The 15,032-nt window shown below is 53.1% G+C and carries 11 protein-coding genes; 6 read left to right on the top strand and 5 right to left on the bottom strand.

Annotation, left to right across the window (positions count from 1 at the left end; all coding sequences use genetic code 11):
• Window positions 1–74 precede the first annotated feature (74 nt).
• A complete protein-coding gene (locus tag Q1L85_RS11090) occupies window positions 75–1,052 on the bottom strand; it encodes an alpha/beta hydrolase (RefSeq protein WP_300425205.1) in 978 nt (325 codons plus the stop codon).
• 111 nt (window positions 1,053–1,163) lie between these two features.
• On the opposite strand from Q1L85_RS11090, the gene Q1L85_RS11085 reads away from it, so the two are divergent.
• The gene (locus tag Q1L85_RS11085; protein ID WP_300425207.1) at window positions 1,164–2,801 is read left to right on the top strand and encodes an alkaline phosphatase; all 1,638 of its coding nucleotides are present in this window, start codon (window positions 1,164–1,166) and stop codon (window positions 2,799–2,801) included.
• Here Q1L85_RS11085 and Q1L85_RS11080 read toward each other — a convergent pair.
• On the bottom strand, window positions 2,798–3,688 hold the full coding sequence (locus tag Q1L85_RS11080) for an alpha/beta hydrolase (protein WP_300425209.1): 891 nt from the start codon (window positions 3,686–3,688) through the stop codon (window positions 2,798–2,800). The genes Q1L85_RS11085 and Q1L85_RS11080 overlap by 4 nt on opposite strands.
• 73 nt (window positions 3,689–3,761) lie before the next feature.
• Here Q1L85_RS11080 and Q1L85_RS11075 point away from each other — a divergent pair, with 73 nt between their 5' ends.
• Window positions 3,762–4,208: a DedA family protein gene (locus tag Q1L85_RS11075; RefSeq protein WP_300425211.1), complete on the top strand. Its 447-nt coding sequence runs from the start codon at window positions 3,762–3,764 to the stop codon at window positions 4,206–4,208.
• Window positions 4,208–5,146, top strand: a complete 939-nt coding sequence (locus Q1L85_RS11070) for an RluA family pseudouridine synthase (RefSeq protein WP_300425212.1) — start codon at window positions 4,208–4,210, stop codon at window positions 5,144–5,146. The genes Q1L85_RS11075 and Q1L85_RS11070 overlap by 1 nt, the downstream gene beginning before the upstream one ends.
• Here the strand turns inward: Q1L85_RS11070 and Q1L85_RS11065 are convergent.
• The 3 genes from Q1L85_RS11065 to Q1L85_RS11055 all read right to left on the bottom strand — a co-directional run bounded on the left by Q1L85_RS11065 (window position 5,100) and on the right by Q1L85_RS11055 (window position 11,863).
• Window positions 5,100–6,077, bottom strand: a complete 978-nt coding sequence (locus tag Q1L85_RS11065) for a substrate-binding domain-containing protein (protein ID WP_300425214.1) — start codon at window positions 6,075–6,077, stop codon at window positions 5,100–5,102. The two genes, Q1L85_RS11070 and Q1L85_RS11065, sit on opposite strands and share 47 nt — an antisense overlap.
• A 125-nt stretch (window positions 6,078–6,202) precedes the next feature.
• A complete protein-coding gene (locus Q1L85_RS11060) occupies window positions 6,203–9,781 on the bottom strand; it encodes a thrombospondin type 3 repeat-containing protein (RefSeq protein WP_300425216.1) in 3,579 nt (1,192 codons plus the stop codon).
• Between the two features lie 99 nt (window positions 9,782–9,880).
• A complete protein-coding gene (locus Q1L85_RS11055; protein WP_300425218.1) occupies window positions 9,881–11,863 on the bottom strand; it encodes a U32 family peptidase in 1,983 nt (660 codons plus the stop codon).
• Window positions 11,864–12,073: 210 nt separating this feature from the next.
• On the opposite strand from Q1L85_RS11055, the gene Q1L85_RS11050 reads away from it, so the two are divergent.
• From Q1L85_RS11050 to Q1L85_RS11040, 3 genes are read left to right on the top strand one after another with little or no spacing between them, the layout of a single operon-like run.
• On the top strand, window positions 12,074–12,967 hold the full coding sequence (locus Q1L85_RS11050; RefSeq protein ID WP_300425219.1) for a ThiF family adenylyltransferase: 894 nt from the start codon (window positions 12,074–12,076) through the stop codon (window positions 12,965–12,967).
• Window position 12,968: 1 nt separating this feature from the next.
• Complete coding sequence (locus Q1L85_RS11045; RefSeq protein ID WP_300425220.1) at window positions 12,969–13,847, top strand: hypothetical protein; 879 nt, start codon at window positions 12,969–12,971, stop codon at window positions 13,845–13,847.
• A gap of 19 nt (window positions 13,848–13,866) precedes the next feature.
• Window positions 13,867–15,027 carry an acyl-CoA dehydrogenase family protein gene (locus tag Q1L85_RS11040; RefSeq protein ID WP_300425223.1) on the top strand — a complete coding sequence of 387 codons (1,161 nt, stop codon included), beginning with the start codon at window positions 13,867–13,869 and terminating at the stop codon, window positions 15,025–15,027.
• Window positions 15,028–15,032 lie beyond the last annotated feature (5 nt).

The raw sequence follows: 15,032 nt of genomic DNA, 5'->3' as shown, positions 1-15,032 counted from the left end.
GGAAGAGTGAGTAAGGCCAGCCGCAATGCTGCGGCCGGCGAGTTCAGAGGGGTAATGGCTCTGGGGTGGAAGCCTCAGAGTACCCGGGTCAGAAATTCGTGCGCATCTTTTGCTGAGAGTTCCGGAATCTCTTCCATCGGCACATGGCCCACTCCCGGATACATAATCAGTTCCGAGTTTTCGATATCACGCTTGAACAGCGCTGCGTTGGCGGGCGGAATCCAGCGGTCTTTCTCACCCCACTGAATCAGCGTAGGTGCCTTGACGGAAGGCACACGGTCAGCAGACATATTGTCGAGTTCTTCGAATATTTTGAGCAGTGACAGTGGGTTGCCCTTGTGTAGCATCATGTCCTGATAGCAGGGGATTTTGTCTGCGGTGATACGGCGCTTATCGCCGTAGACATCGTTCAATACCACCCTGACGACTGGTTGCGGCGCGCCTAAGCGGACGGCATGACGGATTACTGGTGTGGTGAAGAGTTTCATCAGCCATGGCAGAGGCATAGGGTAACCCGCAGCGTCCTGCAGAATCAGGGCAGAAACACGTTCAGGGTGAGCCGCGGCATATTCCCAGGAGATATAACCGCCCAACGAGTTGCCCGCCAGAATAAAGCGATCCAGGTTCAGGTAATTCACCAGGGCATTGAGACGATCAACAATCCCTTCGATACTGGTGTCGTTGTCACTGATTGCACCTGTGACTCCGAATGCCGGGACATCCAGGCGTACAATCCGGTACTTATCCTTCAGTTGTTCTACCCAGCCATCCCAGGTCTGCAATGACGCCATGATACCGTGCAGCATCACCATTACTGGCGCTTCGTCATCCTGGCGACCCTCAATGCGGTAATGGATGTTATCGCCGCGATACTGAAAAAAACGCGAGTCTTCGTTGGCGTAAATGTCGGCCATCTGAGCGGTAGATAGTGGTGTCAGGCCCATATAGCGGAGAAAACGGTGGGGCAGAGACATAAGGCATTCCTGTTGTTTTTCGATATGCACCGGAGAATGCCCCACATCGACGTCGCCCGACAGGTGAATTGCTGACACCTTTGGCCCCGCAGTGATCAGCCCTTGTCACCGAACTGTCAGAAACAGGCCATGTCACTGTCATCTGGGAGGGTTTAACTGTGCCCGTCAGCCAAAGTGTGAGCGGCCGGTATGCCTTTATCACGACGTGAGTTTCTGATCGACAGCCTTGCCAGTGGCGTGTTTCTGCGTGGGCGTGCCAGCCCCCGGCATGAACAGACATACCCCTTCCATCATGGCGTCGCCAGTGGCGACCCTCTGCAGGACCGGGTCATCATCTGGTCGCGCATTACTCCGGCGGCGACGGATGAGTACGTCAGTTATCGCTGGGTAATGAGCCGTGACCCAGGTCTGACCGATATTGTTGCTGAAGGATACGGCCTGGCAGGGCCGGAATCCGACTACACAGTCAAGCAGGACGTCACGGGTCTGCAGGCCGGTAAGCGTTATTTTTACGCCTTCGAGGCGCTGGGTCAGTGGTCGGACACGGGACGGACCCGGACGCTGCCTGAGGGCGATGTTTCTCAGCTGCGCCTGGCTTACACCTCATGCTCAAACTACGCGCAGGGGTATTTCAACGTCTACCGGGAGATAGCGCACCGGGACGATCTGGATCTGGTACTGCACCTCGGCGACTACATCTATGAATATGCGAGCCTCGAAGCCTCTCTGACAACCGGTCGGGTGCATTGCCCTGCAGGTGAGACGGTGACGCTCGACGACTATCGTGCCCGCCACGCCTGCTACAAAGCGGATAATGATCTTCAGGCGGTGCATCGCCAGCACCCCTTCGTGGTGATCTGGGACGATCATGAAGTTGCCAATAATGCCTGGCGGGGCGGTGCCGCAAACCACTCTGATCTGACTCAGGGTGACTGGTCCTCCCGTCTGGCGGCTGCAGTGCAGGCCTATTACGAATGGATGCCTGTGCGGGAGCCGGAAGGCCTCGACCGCTACTCCCTGTACCGGGGATATCGTTTTGGCAATCTGCTGGATCTGTCTGTACTGGATACGCGCCTGGCGGGGCGGGACGCCCCTGCGGAAACACTCGAAGAACGTAACCAGGAAGACCGGACATTGCTCGGATATGAGCAGGAATCCTGGCTGGAATCCCGCTTATTGTCCGCGCAGCAGGAAGGCGTTCGTTGGAAACTGCTGGGCCAGCAGGTCATGATGGGGCAGCTGGGAACCAACGATCAGCCCTTTAATTACGATCAGTGGGATGGTTATCCAGCGGCGCGTCAGCGGCTTTTTGAGGTGGTTCGCAGGCATGGCATTGATAATTGGGCGGTACTGACCGGCGATATTCATTCGTCCTGGGCAATGACGCTGCATGATGATCCTTTTGCCGATCTGGAGCAGCCCCTGGGAGTCGAGTTTGTTACCGCCGCCGTTACCTCACCAGGGATTCCTGTGAAAGCAACAGCCCAGCTGGCCGGGTCATCACTGCAGGCGCTGCTTCCGCACCTGAATTTTGTTGATTTCTATTATCGCGGCTTCGTCATTCTCGATATCACTCACGAGCATCTGCAGGCCGAATGGTGGGTAGTCAACCGGGTGGACTCACCGCGGTATCAGTGCGATTGCCTGAAGGCTCTGAAGGTGCCGTCAGGCTCGGTGAAATTGTTGCCATCAACGCCCGTGGTCCCTGAAGTGAACGAGGGCGTACGCACACAATTTTCTGAAGATCTGGCGTACCTGCGTCACTGGGCCCCTGCCAGCAGAGGCGTCAGCGATACGATGGTTGCCGCCTCTGTGCCTGTGAATTAGCGGTTGTTGTCCGCAAGTAAAAATTCGCGGGCATCCTGCGCAGTAATTTCTGGCAGCTCTTCCATTGGCATGTGACCAGCATCATCGTAAATAACCGAACGACAGTTACGGATTTTGCTGCAGAACTCTTTGACATGGCGGACCGGAATCCAGCGATCTTTGCGTCCCCACATCACCAGGGTTGGTTGAGTAATGCCTTTCATATAGCCGGTACGGAAGCCGATATTATTCCGGATGTAATGCACCACTCTGGCACCGGACGAGCGGTTTCCTTCACGCATCATCAGGTCGTAATACAGATTCAGCTTTTCTTTGCGCAGACGGTCAGGATTACCATAAACCTGCTTCAGAACCGCTTTAAATGCTCCCCTGGGAAACTTCATAGTGCGGGAAATCAGCGGCGATAGCGGAAACGCCATCGTCATCAGTAACCAGGGGACCACGAAGAAGAAACCGGCAGAGTCAATCAGGATGACCTTCTTAACCTTTTCCGGATAGCGTCCGGCAAACTCCCAGCTCATCCAGCCGCCGAGTGAGTTGCCTGCAAGCATACACTCCTGAATATTCAGCGCGTCGGTAAACTCATTCAGAAATTCGCTGTAAATATTTTTGAACATGCCTTTCGGGTGTGGCCCGGTAAAGCCATAGTTCGGTGCATCGAGTGCGATGATCCGGAAGTCATCTTTGAGGATATTAATCCAGTCTTCCCAGGTGTGGAGTGACGAAAACATGCCGTGCAACAGGATTAGTACGGGGCCTTCGCCAATATCGCGATAGTGAACGTCCATTCCCTGAATGCGGATGTAGCGGGAGTCATCATACTCATGACGGCGCTTCACTTCTTCGAGTGGTAAGGCATATTTTTCTTTAAACAGGCCGTTCAGCATATCTTCTCCGGGCGGACGCGTGGTACAGCTGATAAAATCGGTCGCTAGTTTATCAGACGGTCGTCTAAAAACCATGTCGGAACAATGGCTTAGTGAGCCGATTAGCGCGCTTCTGTCTCTGTTTGTGCTGTCGTTCGCGGCAGGCTCGGTTCTGCCTCTGGGGTCTGAGTGGTACTTTGCCTGGCTGTTATCCGAACAGCACAACCCAACAGGACTCTGGTGGGCTGCAACGACCGGGAATACGCTCGGCGGTATTCTGACCTGGTGGTTGGGTAAGGCAGGGCGGGCGAGCTACGAAAAGAATCATGCACTGCCCGCCGGCTGGGAAACAGCCACCCGGTTGTTCCGGCGTTTTGGTATCTGGAGTCTGTTGCTGAGCTGGGTCCCTGTGGTGGGCGATATACTGGTGCTTATGGCGGGTATCTCACAGACGCCGCGCCGGCTCAGCTGGCTGTTGATCTTTATCGGGAAAGGGTTGCGTTACGGAGTTCTTGCCGGCATTCTGGGGGTAATTCTCTAGTGCCTTATACACTTCACTTCACGCTGTTTGAGACCGATCAGGGACGGTCCATCGAAGAGTTTCTGCAATGGGCATTTCCCCGTCAGTCGGAGGACGAGCTGGTACACTGGCTGACCTCCGGGCGGATCTGCTCTGGTGGTCAACCGGTTTCCCCAGGCGGGTTGTGCATGCCCGGAGAGCTGGCGGTATCGCTACCTGATCACATCGAGGACCCGGTGAACCATGACTGGCAGGTGATCTGGGAAACGCATGATCTGATGGCGGTATATAAGCCCGCGCCACTGCCCGTCAGTCGTACGACTAAAAACCTGTTCGGCACGCTGATATCTGAGATCCGGCGCTACACTCCATGGCGGGATGCACGCCTGCTGCACCGGTTGGATACAGAGACGTCCGGTCTGATACTTATCGCAAAATACGAGGCCGCCGACAAGCGTTGGAAAAAGCGCTTCGAACGACTGTTAGTCAAAAAACTTTATCACGCCTGGGTGTGGGGAAATCCGGCGCAGGATACGTATGAAATCACCTGGCCTCTATCAGAAAAGCAGGGCAGCGCTATCCGCTCACAGATGTATGTGGCAGACAGTGGATCGGGTGAGTATCTCAACCCTAAATCCTGTCATACCCAGGTTCGCGTGCTTGAACGTCATTCAGAGTATTCGCTGGTGGAATGTGAGCTGCTCACCGGACGCAGGCATCAGATCCGCGCGCATCTTGCCGCACTCGGGCACCCGATTGTGGGAGATAAAATCTATTCACACGCAGGTCGGTATTACCTGCAGCGTTTTGAACGACCACTCGACGATGGCGATATCACCGCATTGGGGAGTGCACGGCAGCTCCTTCAGGCTCAGAGCCTTGGGCTCGAACTGCGTGGTGAACAGCTGATGCTTACTTTGCCAGCTTCACTTGATCTGCCCCGACCGGAGACGGAATAAAACGGTTAGGCGTGTAACTGGTTGGTGGAAGCATCTTCCCTTTTGCTGCCTCTTTCATCCGTTGATAGGTGACGCGGCCAATTTCTACGAAATCGATACTGACGAATCCGTGAACGATGTCGTCGGCGATCAGCTGTTTGTATGCGTCATTAATAAATCCGACACCGACCACTAACTTGTTATTGCCCTTCAGAATCCGGTCTTTGAAAGGGGCGATTGTACGCCGGTAGCTTTCCGGATTTTCTACCGGCCAGTGGCCGACCGATATGATCATATCGGGATCCACCAGGCTCAGCGTTCCTTCCAGCTGGATCAGCGCCTGTGCGGAATCCGCCTGTGACAGACTGGGACACCGTATCGCTTCATACCAGCCTCCTTCGCCTCTGAGGGCCTGATCCGGGCTGAGTCGTATGTCTCCAGCCAGAGTCTGTCTTACGGCTTCTACCCGTTTCGCCAGATTTGGGTCATGGTCAATAGTAAAGATGCAAAGACTGCCGCCATTGGGTTTCAGCCACTTCGCCATAAGAGCCAGGTCACGACCGAAGGCGCTGTTGTCTGTTCCTATGTACGCACGCTGAAGGTGGAGGTTGCGCTGAGAGAAGGGGGAGTCAAACGTGAGGATCGGAATGGCCGACTGAATCACGCTCTGAGCAATAAATTCAGAGTTAGTCACCGAGATCGCCAGAGCACTGAAGGTGCCAGACGACAGTGCCTGCTCAATCGCGAATGTCTGAGTGTGAGGACTGGCAGGGCCTTCGTCACCCAGCAGAATACATTCATTGCCGTCTTTCTGCGCCAGCTCCTGACATCCACGCCAGGCATCAACAAAATTATGATCGGAGGTACTCTTGGCGACCAGACCAAACTTCAGCCCTCCGGCAAAGGCCAGGACTGGAAAACACACCGCCAGCATGAATGTGATCAGCTTCATCCCTGATTCCGTCTTTCATATTACTGTCTGTGAGAATACAACAGTCTGGCCTGCCGGGAGTACTTCAGTTTGTAAATGAGATGCATACGTATACAAAAAACCGGGCATTGGCCCGGTTTTCGGTATCAGGCACGTCGTCTGAATGCTAACCCTACAAGAGCGATCAGAAGCCAGAAGGGGTTGATCGCCCCGCCTGAGCCCGACGAGCTGCTCTTCCATTCGTCGATATCTGATGCCTGAAAATCTGACAATTTAAGATATCCGTCGGTGACGTAACCAAGACCCTCCGCGTAGGTTTCAACGTGGCTCATTGAGTTTCCGTACATGATGTCAATGGACTGATAGGTTGCCCCGTTGAAGTCATAGGTTGACTGGCCGATGAGGGTGATGGTGTAAGACAGTGCTTCGGTTCTCTCCAGTTGATCGTCTTTATAGCGGGCAACACTGCCTGAGATAAACATAGGCTCCCCTGGAGTCATCTCGGCCGGGAAGATCATATAGTCTGTGAATTCAGAGCGATAATTGTCATCCGGACACTGGATTTCAACCAGATAGATCCCATCGCTGCGCTTTTCCGTCACACGATAGCAGTCAGAATCATCGTACTTAAACTGATATCGGTCATCACCAAGTGCGGTGATAGTTACCTGGTAACTCTGATCGGTATAGACATAGCTCTGCTGAAGATTGCCCAGCGGAAAGTAGTCTCGCAGGGATATGCTTTCGAATGTATCGACACTGCTAGGGGACGTCCCAAATCTTTCCTCGAAAGCGTCTGCTACACCATCATTATCGGAGTCATACCAAACGCTTTCTCTTGTGTAGGCATCCCGCCCAAGGCTTTCTTCTGTTGAGTTCGACAGTCCGTCGCCATCGATATCGTCGTCACAGGCATCACCGATGTAGTCATAGTCCTGATCTTCCTGATCGGGGTTGCTGACTGTCGGACAGTTGTCCCAGCTATCATCAACACCGTCCCGGTCGCCGTCGAGCGTGAAGGAGCTGTCACATGCGTCTCCGTTACCGTCAGAGTCACTGTCCGCCTGAGATGGGTTGTAGTCGTACATACAGTTGTCAATGCTGTCTGCTACACCATCTTCATCATAATCGATGTTGTTATAACTATCGCAGGCATCACCCCTACCGTCGCCATCAGCGTCACTCTGGGATGGATTACTATCGTATTTGCAGTTATCTGTGGCGTCTGGTACCCCGTCTTCATCATAATCCGGACCGATATAAGGTTCGTAAGTTATGTTATCGAGGACAAGTTGTTCATCCGGGTCGTTCCAGTTGCGCCCGGGAACCTGCAGCTCTATTTTCACGGCATGAACACCGTTTGAAATTTCTCCTCCATCCACATATCGATACCCGTCCCGATAGCGGTAATCAAACTCCACGTCGTCGATATACACTTTTACTACTTTGGGTTGATCCGAGTAGTAAGAGTTGTCCGTTGTGATTTCGAAGCGGAGATCTCCAGTTCCATCGAAAACGGCATAAAACAGAACATACGGGAGTGGCGCATTATCCAATGCCGCTGGCGCTCTGAGGTCATATCCATCGACGTTGTAGGAAATATCTTCCAATACAAACCATGTTCCGCCGGAGGTCACCAGATACGATGGAATCAGTCCATCATCGAAGGTAATGCTGAAATTGCCACTAAGCGATAAAGTGGTAGTCTCATCAATAGGCGTACCTGTCAGGTATTCGTAGTAGTTCGGTATGCCATCTGAGTCGAGATCGGTCTCGCGGTCGCTTTCATCCCGGGCATTCAGGCCGACTTCGTCTTCTATTGCATTGGGTATACCATCGCCATCTTCATCCTGATCACAGACGTCACCGATATTGTCACCGTCCAGGTCTGCCTGATCACCGTTGCTGATGTCGGGACAATTGTCGAACAGATCAGAAACGTCGTCTGAGTCAACATCTGCATCTGATACCAGGTTGTAGCGGGTAATCACGGTCCCCTCTTCTGACACCCGCACGAGAGCCAGATAGGTTTCGTCGTATACCAGTCGGAGGTCACTGCTTGCTGCCTGAGGTATGCTATTGAGAAGTTCACCAGAGGCCGACCAGGCCTGAAGTGCCGAGCGATCGGCGGATACTGTCATCAATGAGCCAGCAGGATAGGCAGCATCGTAAATGTTGGTGCTGAGTGTCCTGGTATTGGACAGCGAGCTCAGGGACATAAGCTTACCGTTACTTAACGCAATTACGTCCAGTTCCGGAAGCATCGAAAAACGTCGCTCTGGGAGTGTTCCCGTAGAAATATTTTGCGATGCTGTCCGTGATTCGGTGGCGGTGTCGTAGGAGTATTTGTAAAGATAACTTCCGGACAGTGTGAAATATGCACTCGTTTCATCATCCCAATGACTTGGGTCTGCGTTGCCCGAGCTATACGAAAAGACTCCAGTGAACGCTCCATCAGGAGCCAGGATGTGTTGACGTGAACTATTTTGTTTCACGTAGAACTTGTCCATATACGTCACAATGCGCTGTGCATCTGAGCCGGGTAGATAGGCAATGGAAGTCAGTACCGAAGACGTATCGGTCAGGTCAATTTTTTTAAGAAAGCCATCCCGGTGAACACTGAAAATGGCGTCTGAGTATTTGTCATACGTTGCATCAACCAGATCGTTGCCAGCGTAATAGCTCGTTACGTAAGCGTTATCGGCCACGCTCCATACATATAACCCTGCTGTTTCGGCATCGTATATAAGTGCCTTTCCATCCTGATTTGTGAGAATTTTTTCAGGAATGATGCTGGCGCTATTTGCTGGAAGCACAGGCACATCGTTAACGACCGGTGTTGGGGTGAGGTCAATCTCAGGAGAGAAATACTGGCCAGTAATTTCGCTGTCTGTAATCGTCAGGCCTACGAACTCGTCGGTATAGGCTGTCAGATAATTTTCAGTTCCAAGGCCACTGTAGCTACCTTCTTTTACGCCCCGAATGGAGTATTGTTCAAGTTGTCCGGTCGATGTTTTAACTAATAATGAGTTTTCCAGACTGGCAGATGCCTGGATATCAAGCGCAGGCAATCGGGAGGCGACTTTAGCTAAGTCAGTATCGACCACGTAGCCAGTATTCAATATCACGAGGTGCGCTGCCGCCGCTGTGATCGCCGATGCGGTGCCGAACTCGGAATAGTAGACATCTTCGCAGGAACGGTCAGTGGTATTGCTGTCTGAAATCGTCAGGTGACAGACATCCTCGTAACCGTCATCAAGATAGGTGATCGCCGTTGCAGATTTGCTCTGGGCAAACCTGATGTTTGCGGATGAAAATGATCGGCTTGCGAGAACAGTGCCTTCGGAGGAATAGGTTCGGGAATATTCATCCGCTTCATAAGTAATAATCACTCCACTTTCAGCACCAATCGCAGAGATATTCGAAGAGGTGCCGCCAATGTAGCTGGTGCTGCCGTCAATAAGAGATACTGAGCGAAGTTCACGGTTGTTAGCGGTGATGACGTCATCGCCGTCAATCGTGAAGTGCTGTGCTGGATTGGCAAGCGCGATTGGTGTCAGCTCGGAGCCTGAAGCCAGGTCAAAGCGCAGGATGGCCTGGTTGCTGGTCAGCGCGTAAACAACATCATCGTGCTCACGGATTTCAAGAACAGCAGCGTTGGTTATTGCTGAACTAAATAAAGCGAAGACTCCTGTAGCCTTTGCCAACTGCTTAAGGAGGGCCATAAATACCACGTCCATGTCGGTTATTGAGTGACGTGATATTACCAAATGTTCAATAAATAGACGATGTCTCGTCGCGACAGGACACTTGCGTCATTAAGGTCAATCGCGACTGCTGGCGATCAGATCGGCCGGATCAAACATGCCGACGCCGCTCTCTATGCTTCCGGGCAGGGCCGATTTGAAAATATGGGGTTTGATCTTGCCAACGACGTGCATCTCACACGGCTTGCAGTCGAACTTCAGCGTCAGTACCTCATCACCGTGAACCAGCTGCATGTCTTTCACCTTAGTGATGACACCGGTGACGCCTTTGGCTTGTTTCGGGCAGAGGTTGAACGAGAAGCGGAGGCAGTGCTTGGTAATCATCACTGGCACGTCGCCGGTCTCTGCGTGGGCTTCAAAAGCTGGTTCGATTAACTCAACGCCAAAGCGCTTGTAGAAGGCACGGGCATTTTCGTTATAGACGTTATCCAGGAACGACAGCGCAGTGTCCGGGTACACCGGGGCAGGGTCGCTGACGGCTTTACGCGAGCCGCGTGGGTGCTGGGCAATGCGGGCAGCTGTTAAGGCTTCAATGGCATCACGACGTAAAGTTTTCAGCTGCGAGCCGGGAATAAACCAGGCATCGCCTTCGATATTGATGTTGTCGGCGTGGTATATGGTCGTGCCCAGCTTCGAGAAGGTGTCCTGCAGTTGCTGCATCGATTTCTCTGCGTTGGTGGCTGCTTCGAAAGGGCCTTCGAGCGTCACAGAAGCACTGATGCCTTCTTCGCTGGTAACCGTTGCGGTGAGTGCCGCTTGAGTACTTGCAATCTGCCAGTTCACCAGCACGCGACGCTCGGCCGAGGTCTTCAGCAGCGCCTGCTGCCAGTTATGGTCGAGGTTGCGATTGAGTGCGACAGGCGGGCGTACACGCGCCATCTCTTCTGGCATTTCATTCGGTGTTACCTTGTACTGCCAGTAGTGTGTGCCTTCGTCGTCAAATTCACATAACTGTTGTACGGTATTCACGCGGAAGCCCACTACTTCGCGTTTCACCAGAATATTCAGACCATCGCCGTTGGTTAGTTCTGTGTCGGTCTGGACGGTCAGGTCTTTCTTACCAATGCCGATCAGCTGGCCGACAGGCAGGCCGACGAATTTTGGCGAATCAAAGGCACCGATGTCGATTTTTCGATCCGAGACAAAATAATCGGTGCTGCCACGATGGAAGGTTTTATCGGGATTCGGCGCAAAAAAGTGCTGGGTATAACCACTGGAGGCTGGCGCCAGATCCGGGCGATCGGTCAGAATTTCATCCAGTAACTGACGATAATGCGCCGTAATGTTTTTTACATAGCTGACGTCTTTATAGCGTCCTTCGATTTTGAAGGAGCGTACACCTGCGTCGACCAGGGCGCGCAGGTTATCCGTCTGGTTATTGTCTTTCATCGACAGCAGGTGCTTGTCGTAGGCAACGACACGACCTGCGTCGTCTTTCAAGGTGTACGGCAGACGGCAGGCCTGTGAACAGTCGCCACGGTTGGCGCTGCGGCCCGTCTGCGCGTGCGAAATGTTGCACTGGCCCGAGAAAGCAACGCACAGTGCCCCGTGGATAAAGAATTCCACAGCGGCATCAACAGAATCACTGATCTCTTTGATCTGCTGCAGATTCAATTCACGGGCCAGAACGATCTGCGAGAAGCCCGCCTGGGATAAAAATTGCGCTTTCTCTAAACGGCGGATATCACACTGAGTCGAGGCATGCAGCTCAATCGGTGGAATATCCATCTCCATCACACCCATATCCTGAACAATCAAGGCATCCACGCCGGCGTCGTACAGCTGGTGGATCAGCTTGCGTGCAGGCTCGACTTCGTCATCATGCAGGATGGTGTTCATGGTCACGAACACCTTGGCGTGGAACAGGTGGGCAAAGCTCACCAGATCGGCAATGTCGCTCACCGAGTTCGCCGCGTTATGGCGTGCCCCAAAGCCCGGCCCCCCGATATACACCGCATCGGCACCGTGCAGGATGGCCTCTTTCGCGATGTTGACGTCGCGGGCAGGGCTTAACAGTTCGAGCTGGTGTTTCTGGAGCATCTGGATAACCGTGGCGTATGCCCCGGAAGGCACAAGGATGACTTTAGTGATTGTGCGCGAATTTTGCCCTGCACCAGCAGCGGGTGCAAGTTGAGGGCAATTTCTGACAGGTTGACAGTTTTGTGACAGCCCTGCCTGTCCGGTCGGACAGTTACCCCTGTTTCAGTCCCTTGGTAGCTTAACTGCTAAACCAACCCAAGGAGCGAAAACATGGAAAGTACTATGGCGGCCGACCTCTATCGTGAGCTGACACTGCGTAACACCACCTTTATCTCAGCGGAGCTGCAGCAGAAAATCGCGGGTTCAACCGTACTGGTTGCCGGTTGTGGGTCGACCGGCGGAAGCACCGTCGAACTTCTGGTCAGAACGGGTTTTACCCATCTGTTGTTAGCGGATAACGGCAGTTACGAGGTGAATAATGCGAACCGCCAGAAGATGACGCTGGCGGATGACGGCCGGATGAAGGTAGATGTCTTCCGCGAAATCTGTGCTGCCATTAATCCGTATGTCAGCGTTGAAACCTGGTCGTCTGGGATTACCGCCGAGAACGTTGAAGAGCTGGTAACACGCGCAGATATCATTATCGACGGTGTGGATGTCACCACTACGTCGGGCCTGAAAGCAAAATACGAATTGCATCGTTATGCCAAAGCTAACAACAAAGTGGTTGTCAGCGGCTATGACATGGCGGCGTGTCAGTACATCAATGTTCTGGATTATCGCAAGCCTGAGCAGTCTCTGCTGGATAACCGGATTACGGAAGACCAGATTGATCAGCTCCCGGCCCTCATCTGTTGTGCGCTGCTGGTGCCGGTGAAAGAAATTCCCTATGAAATGTATGCAGAACTTGAAGCCGTACTTCTTCAGGGGAAAGACTTTGTCTCTCAGCTGGGTGTCGCAGCGGATCTGTTCGGCCTGGTGGCGGTCTGGACTCTGGTGAAAGTTCTTGAAGGCCAGGCGCTTCAGAAAGAACTGAATATCAACGTCAGTGACCTGCTGGGGATTCAGCTGAACGATGAGCAGAAACTGGATTTACTGACGAAGCAGGCGTGGCTCACTGGTTATATCCAGGACGCCATGCAGGCCGCCGAGCAGGAAGCCTGACATGAGTTACTTTGAGTCTCTGGTGCAGCGCTATCAGCCTCCCAGGTTACCCCATCTGCTTGAACGTCAGCAGTATATTCAGCACGAGCGTCAGGGGGTGACCAGCCTGCTGATCAGCAGTGATGAGCTTTCTCAGCAGGATAATGAAGATCTGCTGAGGTTTGCATTTGTTCATTATGCTGCGGTGGGCTTTCTGAATGAATCACTGGCTGAGCAGCTTGCGCTTGAGTGCGAGCCTGTCGACTCGCTCACCGCAGAGGACATTCACTGCATTGTGCTGAATTCGATGACGGGCGAGCTGCTGGCGTACTGCACCATTAAAAAGCCGGTAAATTATCGCGGCCTGATGGGGGATCGTAGTCGTCCGCTTCTGGCAACGGAAAATGCCTGGGGGAGGGCGGCCTTCCGTAACATCCCCTGGCTGGAGTTTCTTCCGGTGCGTCAGGTCCGTGAAGTCGGGCGGGTTGTCCGCAATGGCTGGTTAAGAAAAAACGACCCGCTGGCGGTGCGCTCGGTCAGTGAAATGTTACTTGCGGCCTTTGAATATCTGCAGACTCCCGGCAGTGATGCCGTTGCCATTATTGGCGACGGTGAGAAAAACATTCAGATTCGCAATCTTCTGGCGCTGGGCGTGAATTATTGCTTCGCAGAAGTGGGTGAGCGTCTGCTGCCGCCAGATCACCTCTATTACCCCCGCTATTTCGCAGACGACCTCCTGCCGTTTGCTTTCCGTCTCAGTGATATGGACTGCAGTGCCCTCGCCTGGTTCAACCAGGCTCTGGAAATGGATAACGACACCTGGTTGATGTTGCGCACGGAGCGCATGGCTCAGGTGACAGAAAAACTCTCCCACTTAACCAAAGAGCTGATCACAGCCTGATATCAGATAAGGAGTTCACATGAATAAGGTACAGATGGAACTGAAGTCGTTTTATGAAAACTATGCCCGGGAACAGATCGCTCCCGAGGCGGTACATCGCGACAGTGCTGGTAGCTTCTGCTATGACACCTGGAAGAAGCTCGCGGATACCGGTTTTTTTCGTCTGCATATTCCTCAGGAATATGGTGGTCAGGGCCTGACCGAAATGGATTTTGCGGCCGCGCTTGAAGGCCTGGTTGAAGGGTGTGATGACTTTTCAATCATTGTTTCACTTATTGCGCATGTTGCACTGATGCAGGGAGCGCTGCTTAAGTTCGGTACCGAGGCGCAGCGTCTGAAGTATCTGCCGAAGCTGGGGTCGGGTGAGTATGTCGGCAGCTTTGCAATTACTGAGCAGCATTGTGGCTCTGATGTCGTGCGTATTTCTACCCTCGCCGAGCTGAACGGCGAAGACAGTTATCTGGTGAATGGTACTAAGTGGAACATAACCAATGCGCCTGTCGCTGACCTTCTTATTTTCTTTGCCCGTTCTCCGCATCTTCCAGAAAAGCAGAATATTACTGCGTATATCTGCGAAACCAATGGCGATTCGATTGTCCGTTCGGAGCCGTTTCCACTGATCGGTAACCGCTGCACCCCCACGGGCAGTATTTCGTTTAACGACCATGCGTTATCGGATGATCATGTGTTGGGCTCCGTCGGTGGTGGCGTTGGCGTGCTGCGTTATGCGTTTCTGTACGAGCGGATTCTCGCCGCGATCGCGGTGAATGCCTATGCCTTGCCGACCTACCAGAGTGCTTTGTCTTACAGCTTTGAACGGAAAGCATTCGAGCGTCCGATTGCTGAATACCAGTACATCCAGGAGCGCCTGGTAGGCATGCGTTCTCATTACGAAATTGCGCGCACGATGGGCTACAAGGCTCTGGATAAATTCTGCAAGGGCGAGAACGCCTCTATGGAAGCTTCTATCGCCAAAATGAACGCCGCTGAATGGACGTTCGATTGTGCCAAAAGTGCGATCCAGATCTTTGGTAATCACGGCTACAAACACGACACGCCGTATTGCCGCCGCATGCTGGATTCTCTTGGCGCAACCATCGCAGGAGGAACGGCAGAAATCCAGAAGAACGCGATCTGGAAAGAGATCCGTAATGAATTTATGGCTCTGCAGCCGTGCTGAAAAAT

This window comes from uncultured Thalassolituus sp. (genome assembly GCF_950066645.1).
GTDB lineage: Bacteria > Pseudomonadota > Gammaproteobacteria > Pseudomonadales > Oceanobacteraceae > Thalassolituus.
Note: the sequence above shows the minus strand (reverse complement) of the source record. Positions and strands in the feature narration are given on the sequence as shown.